An 8,080-nucleotide genomic window follows, 5' to 3' on the forward strand; every position below is an offset into this window, starting at 1 on the left:
GGTATTTTCCCGGTCTCCTCTGTGGCCAGCAATCTCACCATTGCCAGCCTGTGGCGACGTTTGTCGCATCGCACCGTGATCGCCGAACAAGCTGAACGCGAAGCGGTAAACAGTACGGTAGGCAATCTGGCCATCAAAATCTCATCACCCGACGTGGCGATCAGTGCGCTGAGTGGCGGCAACCAGCAGAAAGTGGTGATTGGCCGTTCATTGCTCACCAATCCACGTTTACTGCTGCTGGATGAGCCCAGTCGGGGCATTGATGTGGGTGCCAAAGCGGAAGTGTTTCGCATGATGGTGAAACTGTCAGAGCAGGGTATTGCCGTGGTGTTCTCCACCTCCGATTTAAAAGAAATTATGGCCGTCGCCGATCGCATTCTTGTGATGTCTGGCGGCAAGTTGACAGCTGACCTGCCGCGCGCGGAAGCGGAAGAGGCGGCGCTGGTTAAAGCAAGTGCACAGGGGTTCTGAGCATGAAAAACAATGGCGCAATGGCGCTCGCTTCGCCAGGTAAGGTTTTCAACTCGCGTGAAGGCATGATTCTGCTGCTGTTAAAACTGCGCACCTTTATCGCGTTGTTCCTCATCGTCGGCTTCTTTGCCATCACCGTGCCGGATTTCCTCGCCGTGGGCAGCATGGTGATCATGGTCAAACACATCGCCATCAATGCGTTTCTGGCGCTCGGCATCACCTTTGTGATTATCACTGCGGGTATTGATCTCTCCATCGGTGCCACGCTGGGCTTGTGCGGCATGATTGCTGGCTGGTTGATTACCAAAGGCATTGTGTTGCCGATGTTTGGCATCGCCATCTTTCCCAGCGTTTGGGTGATTGTGCCCGTGGTGTTAGTGGTAGGTGGAGTGATTGGCGCGGTCAATGGTTGGATCATCACCAAATACAACGTGGCCCCGTTTATCTGCACGCTGGGCACCATGTACATCCTGCGCGGGGCGGCGATGCTGACCTCCGGCGGCGAAACCTTCCCCGGTTTGCAGGGCAATCCGCTGCTGGGTAACACCGGTTTCGACAAAATCGGTGCGGGGTATTTTCTCGGCTTACCGTGGGCGATCTGGATGATGGTGGTGCTGGCGCTGGTGATTGCCTATGTAGCACGTCGCCTGCCGTTTGGCCGTCAGGTGTATGCGATTGGTGATAATGAGCGTGCAGCGGAACTCTCGGGCGTCAAAGTGAAGTCGGTGAAAATCTGGGTTTACACCATTTCAGGTTTCTGTGCGGCGATTGCCGGCATTGTGGTCTCCTCGCAGCTGGTGGCCAGCCATCCGGCGAACGGCACCTCATTCGAGATGAATGCGATTGCGGCGGTCGTGCTGGGTGGTACTTCACTGGCTGGCGGGCGCGGCACCATTCTCGGCACGTTGGTGGGGGCATTTGTCATCGGTTTCCTCGCGGATGGTTTGATCATGATGGGCGTCAGCGAGTTCTGGCAAATGGTGATCAAAGGCATCGTGATTATCGTGGCAGTGATCATCGATCAGATGCAAAGCCGCATGCAGCAAAAGGCTGCCGTGGTGGCGCAGAAGGCATTGATTCAGGAAGGTGAGGCCAAAGGTTAATTGTTACCCGTCATAAGCCGAGCCGCAGGTGCGTCGGTTGCGCTTTCTCACCCCAGTCACTGACCTGAGTAAGCTCCTGGGGGATTGACGAGCTGGCCGCCTTCCCGCAACTCAGCTTATTCAGGGGAAAAATCCGGGTAAATTTTTTTACCTGCTGTGAATATATATTCAATAATGCTTTAAAATGCAGAGGTGTCTATGAATCCTTTCAAATATTCGGTGGCGGACCTGGCAACGAAAGCGCGCGCCGTGCGTCGCCGCATCATCCAGCTCAATGCCGGTAGCCCGGCAGGTGGACATACCGGTGCCGATCTCTCTCAGGTCGAAATCCTGACGGCGCTCTATTTCCGCATCCTGAATTGCGCACCGGATCGCACCAACGATCCGCAGCGTGACATTTACATCCAGTCGAAAGGGCATGCGGTCGGCGGCTATTACTGTGTGCTGGCAGAAGCGGGTTACTTCCCAACCGAATGGCTGCCCACTTATCAGCATTCGGATTCACATTTGCCGGGCCATCCGGTGCGGCAGAAAACGCCGGGCGTGGAACTCAACACCGGTGCATTGGGCCACGGCTTACCGGTGGCGGTAGGTATTGCGCTGGCGGCGAAAAAAGACAACAGCGACCGCCGCATCTTTGTGGTCACCGGCGACGGTGAACTGGCCGAGGGCAGTAACTGGGAGGCCGCGCTGGTGGCGGCGCACTACAACCTCGATAACCTGGTGATCATCAACGACAAGAACAAACTGCAGCTGGCAGGGCACACGCGCGACATTATGAACACCGATCCGCTGCCGGATAAATGGCGAGCCTTCGGCCTGGAGGTCACTGAGTGCAACGGTAATGACATGGCTTCCGTGGTGGAAACCATTGAAAACCTGCCACGTAACGGCAAACCGCAGGTGATTGTGGCGCATACCGAGAAAGGCTTTGGCATCTCCTTTATTCAGGGCAAACCAGAGTGGCATCACCGTGTGCCGAAAGGGGAAGAGATCGAAATGGCACTGGAGGAATTAAAAGATGAGTAATGCAAAACACCTGGCCACGGTGATGGTGGAAGCCTTTATTGACGCGGTCAATCGCGGTGTGGATCTGGTGCCGGTGGTGGCAGATTCCACCTCAACGGCAAAAATATCGCCTTTCATTAAGGCGTTTCCCGATCGGTTGGTGAACGTCGGCATTGCGGAACAAACGCTGGTGGGCACGGCGGCCGGTCTGGCAATCGGTGGAAAAGTGGCGGTGACCTGTAATGCAGCTCCGTTCCTGATTTCGCGCGCCAACGAGCAGGTGAAAGTCGACGTCTGCTACAACAACACCAACGTCAAACTGTTTGGCCTGAATGCCGGTGCCAGTTACGGCCCGCTGGCCAGCACCCACCACAGCATTGATGATATTGCGGTGATGCGTGGCTTCGGCAATATCGAGATTTACGCGCCATCCTGCCCGCTGGAGTGCCGCCAGATCATCGATTATGCCCTTGCGCATGTGGGGCCGGTTTACATCCGTCTGGATGGCAAAGATCTGCCCCAGCTGCACGATGAAAACTACCAGTTCCGTCCCGGCCAGATCGACGTGTTGCGTGAAGGCAACGACATCGTGCTGGTGGCGATGGGTTCCACCGTGCATGAGGCGGTGAGTGCGGCCGAGCAATTACAGGAACAGGGAATGAGCGCAGGTGTGATCGCCATTCCATCAATTCGTCCCTGCGATACCCAACAGCTGCAAGAGCTGTTAAAGCATTATCCGGCGGTGATCACCGTAGAGGAGCACAATGTTAACGGCGGCGTCGGCAGTCTGGTGGCCGAAGTGCTGGCTGAAGGCGGCTGCGGAATTCCGCTGTTACGTCTGGGCATCCCCGATGGGCAATACGCGATTGCTGGCGATCGTGCCTCCACGCGCGCGCATCATGGTATTGACGCCGCCAGCGTGGTGAAGAGTGCAGTGCGCATGTGTGCAGGAGCGTAAACATGGCGGGTCCATTAATACTGGCAATTGATGAAGGTACGACCAACGCGAAAGCCATAGCGGTGGACCGCGCTGGCAACGTGGTGGCACGCGGCAGTCAACCTCTGACGCTGGCCCATCCGCAGCCGGGATTGGCCGAGCAGGATCCGCTGGCGATCTGGCAGGCGGTGAAACAGGCGATTGAAAGCTGTCTGGCGCAGTGCGGTGGGGCAGAGGTGGCCGCCGTCGCGATCAGCAACCAGCGCGAGTCGGTGCTGATCTGGCAGCGCCGCGACGGTCAGCCGCTGACGCCATTGGTAAGCTGGCAGGATCGCCGTTCGGAAGCCTTTTGTCGCGATTTACGTATGGCGGGCAAAGCGCCACGCATCACCGGCTTAACGGGCCTGGCGGTCGATCCCATGTTTCCCGCAGGCAAACTCACCGGGATGCTGGCGACGATTCCAGATGGACTGGCGCGTGCACAAGCCGGTGAACTCTGCATTGGCACTGTTGATAGCTGGCTCAGCTGGCAACTTAGCGGCGGCGAAAGTTTTATTACCGATCACGCGAATGCGGCCCGCACCCAACTCTACAATTTGCACAGCGGTGACTGGGATGAGGAACTGCTGACGCTGTTCCATATCCCGCGTGCGGCGCTGCCACATATTGTGCCCTCCGCCAGTGCGCAGGGTGTTGTCACGGTACAGGACATCGCCGGACTGAAAGCGGGTACGCCCATTTTGTCGCGCATTGGCGATTCCCATGCGGCACTGCAGGCGCAACGTAGTGCGGGTGAAGAGGTGGTAAAAGCCACTTACGGCACCGGTTCATCGCTGATGATGTCAATGGCCACCCCCTTGCTGACCGAGAACGGCCTCAGCACCACGGTGGCGTGGCACGATGGCACGCTGCGATTTGCCTTTGAAGGTAACATCACCCATACCGGTTCAGGCGCGGCCTGGCTGGGACGCATGCTGGGCATCAGCGATCCGCGTGAACTGACGGCGATGGCGCAACGCAGCGAGCATAATCAGGGCATCTATTTCGTGCCTGCATTGTCAGGCCTGGGCGCGCCCTGGTGGGATTTGAAGGCGCGCGGCATGGTATGTGGCCTTACCGATGCCGCCACGCCAGAGGTGCTGGCGCGCGTGGCGCTGGAATCAATCACCTTCCAGATTGCCGATGTGTTCTTCGCTATGGAGCAGGCCAGTGGTGTGCAGTTACCCGCGCTCTGTGTGGATGGCACGGCAACCGAAAACAGTTGGCTGATGCAGTTTCAGGCAGACGTGTTGCAGCGGCCGCTGAAACGTGCCCCTACCGCTGAAGTCTCCGCCCTGGGTGCCGCGCTGCTGGCGGGACGTTTATTAGGCTGGTGGCAGCAGGGCAGTGATATGCAGGCGCTGCAGGGGGGCAGCGTGATTGAGCCGCGTAGCGATCGTGCGGCTATCATGCAGGAGAATTATCGCGGCTGGCTGGAAGCGGTGGCGCGTTGTCGCTATCAACCGCAGCATTAATCTTTATCGTCTCAATGACAACGTATGGCGCGAGGGCGAGTCACACCGCGCTTGCCCAGGCGTGATAAATCGTGTCGAAGAGAAATCTGCGGGGTTCGCTCTGATCCCCGCATGTTACCCAATTACTGGAAACGATTCGCTTTGTCGCGCGCCAGACGCTCCAGGGCAAAGATCACCTGCTGTAGCTGGCGTTCCTGCACTGGTTCAATGGCGGTAAAGCGGAAGCTGAGACGAGGGGTTGTGCGGGTTTCATTCTTGCTGGTGACGGTGCTGCGCTCGCCAATATTCAGCAGCTGTGCGGTGACCTCAAAATGACCGTATTCGCCCAACTCCACGCGCAGATTTTTAAAGGTGTCACCGCGGTTCAGACCCTCTGGCAAGCTTTCGTCCAGCAAGACACCTGCACCGCCGAGAGAGAGATCCTGCAAACGAAAACGCGCCTTACTGCCATCCGGCCACTGCGTATGGCAGTAAAACACTGGCTCCATTGGGGCGGAAACACGGAAAAACTCACGACGCTGGATCTGCCACAGCAGTTCAGGCAGTGGGGCAGTGAAAGCCGGTAAGCCTTCGAACTCGGTGCGCTCCAGTTTGATCAAGCCAAACTCGACTTTTGCCCCCTGCGCTTCTGCCGCGATATTCACTTCGCCGCCCTGCAGCGCTAAATCGTTGTCCAGTGCATTGCTGCCGAGATCGAAGATCACGCGATCCTCATCGGCATCCAGCATGCGACTGATAAATTGACCGCGCGAAAAACTCACCATTAAAGGGGTCTGGAAACGCAACAAATCCTTCATTACGTTTAAAACAGCAAGGGTGCCTCGTTTGAGATATTGTTCATTATCGGCTTCTTTCACATCCTGCTCCACTTATCCGATTGTTATTATCACGGGTGACACGGCTATCGCATTATTATCGACAGGGTGGCAAAAAGCTTTAGCCTGCTAACTCTCTATCTACTGTGATGTTCATCAAGCAGATTAAAAATATCCGACTATACTAATCGCAGTGAACACCTTGATTCATAACGTAAGGAGCAGTAAATGGGTATCATTTCATGGATTATTTTTGGTTTGATTGCCGGGATCATCGCTAAATGGATCATGCCAGGTAAAGATGGCGGTGGATTCATCATCACTGTGGTTTTAGGGATCGTCGGCGCGGTGGTTGGCGGCTGGATCAGTACCCTGTTTGGCTTCGGTAAAGTTGACGGTTTCAACTTTGGCAGCTTCGTGGTGGCGGTGATTGGTGCCATCGTGGTGCTGTGGATCTACCGTAAAGTGCGCACCTAGCAGTACCCCCTGATTTAATGAAATCCGCATCCCACCGGGATGCGGATTTTTTTTGGCAGTTAGAAGTCGTAGCCCACGGTGGCGGTAATGGTTCGCTCTGCGCCGCGATAGCAATACCCGGTGCCATAACAGGCGGCGAGATACTTTTTGTCGGTCAGGTTATTGGCATTGATCTGCAGCCATGCCCCTTTCAACTGTGAATTCCACGCACTCAGGTCGGCACGGACTGATGCATCCAACAACGTCACTGGCGGCAAACGTGTGGTGTTTTCATTATCAGCCCACTGTTTACCGATATAACGCACACCCGCACCGGCGCTCAAGCCGTAATCAAACTGATAGTGACCCCAGAATGACGCCATGCTGTTCGGCGTGACGTAAGGCGTATGGCCATCATTCCCGTCAACGGAATCTTTGAAACGCAGATGGTTCAGCGTGTAACCGGCGATGGTGCTGAGTCGCGGCGTCAGCTGGTTGCGGGCTTCCAGCTCAATGCCCTGTGAATGCACTTTACCGGAAGGACTGTAGGTGCTGTCCACCACGTTACGGTTCGCCACATCGTTTTGCGTCAAATCGTACAGCGCGATGGAGTACATATCGCGTGTGCCCACCGGCTGGTATTTCACACCGGCTTCATACTGCTCGGAAGTGGTTGGCTTCAGCTGATTGCCGTCTGGGTCGGTCAAAGAAGCCGGGGTAATCGCCTGGCTCCAGCTGACGTAAGGTGAAATTCCGCTGTCGAACGCATACAGCAGCGCAACACGGCCGCTGACGTGGTCATCCTGGCGACGGCTGGTGCCATTATTGGAGACGATGCGATCGTAACGACCAGAGAGATCCAGATGCCAGCGGTCGAGCTGCATTTCATCCTGCAAGTAGAGTCCGGTCTGATAATAGCGACGCGTTTGTTCGGTCCAGCTGTAATCCGGCATGCTGCCGACCGCTTCGCCCGTCCAGGGGTTTAATGAACTCGCATAGCCACTGGCTTTACTCAAATCATTCTTATAACGGTGGTATTCGGCACCGAGGATCACCCGATGCTGCAGCGCGCCGGTGGCAAAATCGGCCTGCAGACGGTTATCGTTGGCCCATGCGCTGAGCGAGGAACGTTCACCGGAGTAGTAGCGGGTCAGCAGGTCCGGGTTAGCGGCATCCCAGCCAATCTGATACACCTGATCGAGATCGACATTGGCGTGGCTATAGCTGGCGGTGGAGTAAACAGACCACACTTCATTGAAGCGGTGCGAGAAGTCGTAGCTGTAGATCTGCTCGTGGCGCTTGAACTGATCCAGCGCGCTGTCGCCCTCATAGAATCCATCACTCAGCTTGCGGCCATTATGGCTATAAAGCGTGCCTTCAGCGGGCACGGAACCGTGATAACCGCCGGATGGATCTTTTTGCAGATAGGCACGCAGCACCAGACTGGTGTCTTCGCTGGGTTGCCACAGCAGCTGTGGCGAAATCGCATATTTTTCTTCACGGGTGTGATCGTATTGCGTATCGCTGTTACGCGTGATGCCGGTGAGACGGAAAGCCCACTGATCGTTAATCGCATTGGTGTAGTCAAAGGCGGCGCTGTTGGTGGCGTTGGTGCCGGTCGACAGGCGGAAATGGCCCTCTTCAGCAAACTGCGGCCGCTTGCTCACCTGATTGACTAATCCGCCTGGTACGGTCTGGCCGTAAAGTGCGGAGGAGGGGCCTTTGATCACATCAACGCGATCGAGGAACCAGTTATCTACCTGCAAGATGTTGAAG

At 56.3% G+C, this 8,080-nt stretch carries 8 protein-coding genes; 6 read left to right on the forward strand and 2 right to left on the reverse strand.

The features are described 5' to 3' along the window. The 5 genes from H7A81_RS23630 to H7A81_RS23650 form a co-directional block, all read left to right on the forward strand. The coding region (locus tag H7A81_RS23630; protein WP_182058886.1) for an ATP-binding cassette domain-containing protein at window positions 1-471 on the forward strand (471 nt) is incomplete at its 5' end. A gap of 2 nt (window positions 472-473) precedes the next feature. Continuing rightward, a complete protein-coding gene (locus H7A81_RS23635; protein WP_182058887.1) occupies window positions 474-1,574 on the forward strand; it encodes an ABC transporter permease in 1,101 nt (366 codons plus the stop codon). 198 nt (window positions 1,575-1,772) lie between these two features. Beyond that, window positions 1,773-2,603 (forward strand): transketolase, encoded by an 831-nt coding sequence (locus tag H7A81_RS23640; RefSeq protein ID WP_182058888.1) that lies wholly within the window; start codon window positions 1,773-1,775, stop codon window positions 2,601-2,603. Continuing rightward, entirely contained in the window at window positions 2,596-3,540 is a 945-nt protein-coding gene (locus tag H7A81_RS23645) for a transketolase family protein (RefSeq protein WP_182058889.1), read from the forward strand. The genes H7A81_RS23640 and H7A81_RS23645 overlap by 8 nt, the downstream gene beginning before the upstream one ends. 2 nt (window positions 3,541-3,542) lie before the next feature. Beyond that, window positions 3,543-5,033 carry an FGGY family carbohydrate kinase gene (locus H7A81_RS23650; RefSeq protein ID WP_182058890.1) on the forward strand — a complete coding sequence of 497 codons (1,491 nt, stop codon included), beginning with the start codon at window positions 3,543-3,545 and terminating at the stop codon, window positions 5,031-5,033. Between the two features lie 122 nt (window positions 5,034-5,155). On the opposite strand, the gene H7A81_RS23655 is transcribed toward H7A81_RS23650, so the two are convergent. Beyond that, window positions 5,156-5,890, reverse strand: coding sequence for a flagellar brake protein (locus H7A81_RS23655; RefSeq protein ID WP_182058891.1), 735 nt, complete (start codon window positions 5,888-5,890; stop codon window positions 5,156-5,158). Between the two features lie 186 nt (window positions 5,891-6,076). Here H7A81_RS23655 and H7A81_RS23660 point away from each other — a divergent pair, with 186 nt between their 5' ends. Then, window positions 6,077-6,325, forward strand: coding sequence for a GlsB/YeaQ/YmgE family stress response membrane protein (locus H7A81_RS23660; RefSeq protein ID WP_160868209.1), 249 nt, complete (start codon window positions 6,077-6,079; stop codon window positions 6,323-6,325). 59 nt (window positions 6,326-6,384) lie between these two features. On the opposite strand, the gene H7A81_RS23665 is transcribed toward H7A81_RS23660, so the two are convergent. Further along, on the reverse strand, window positions 6,385-8,080 hold a 1,696-nt coding region (locus H7A81_RS23665), incomplete at its 5' end, for a TonB-dependent siderophore receptor (RefSeq protein WP_182058892.1).

This window comes from Pantoea sp. ME81, assembly GCF_903970985.1.
Taxonomy (GTDB): domain Bacteria; phylum Pseudomonadota; class Gammaproteobacteria; order Enterobacterales; family Enterobacteriaceae; genus Pantoea; species Pantoea communis.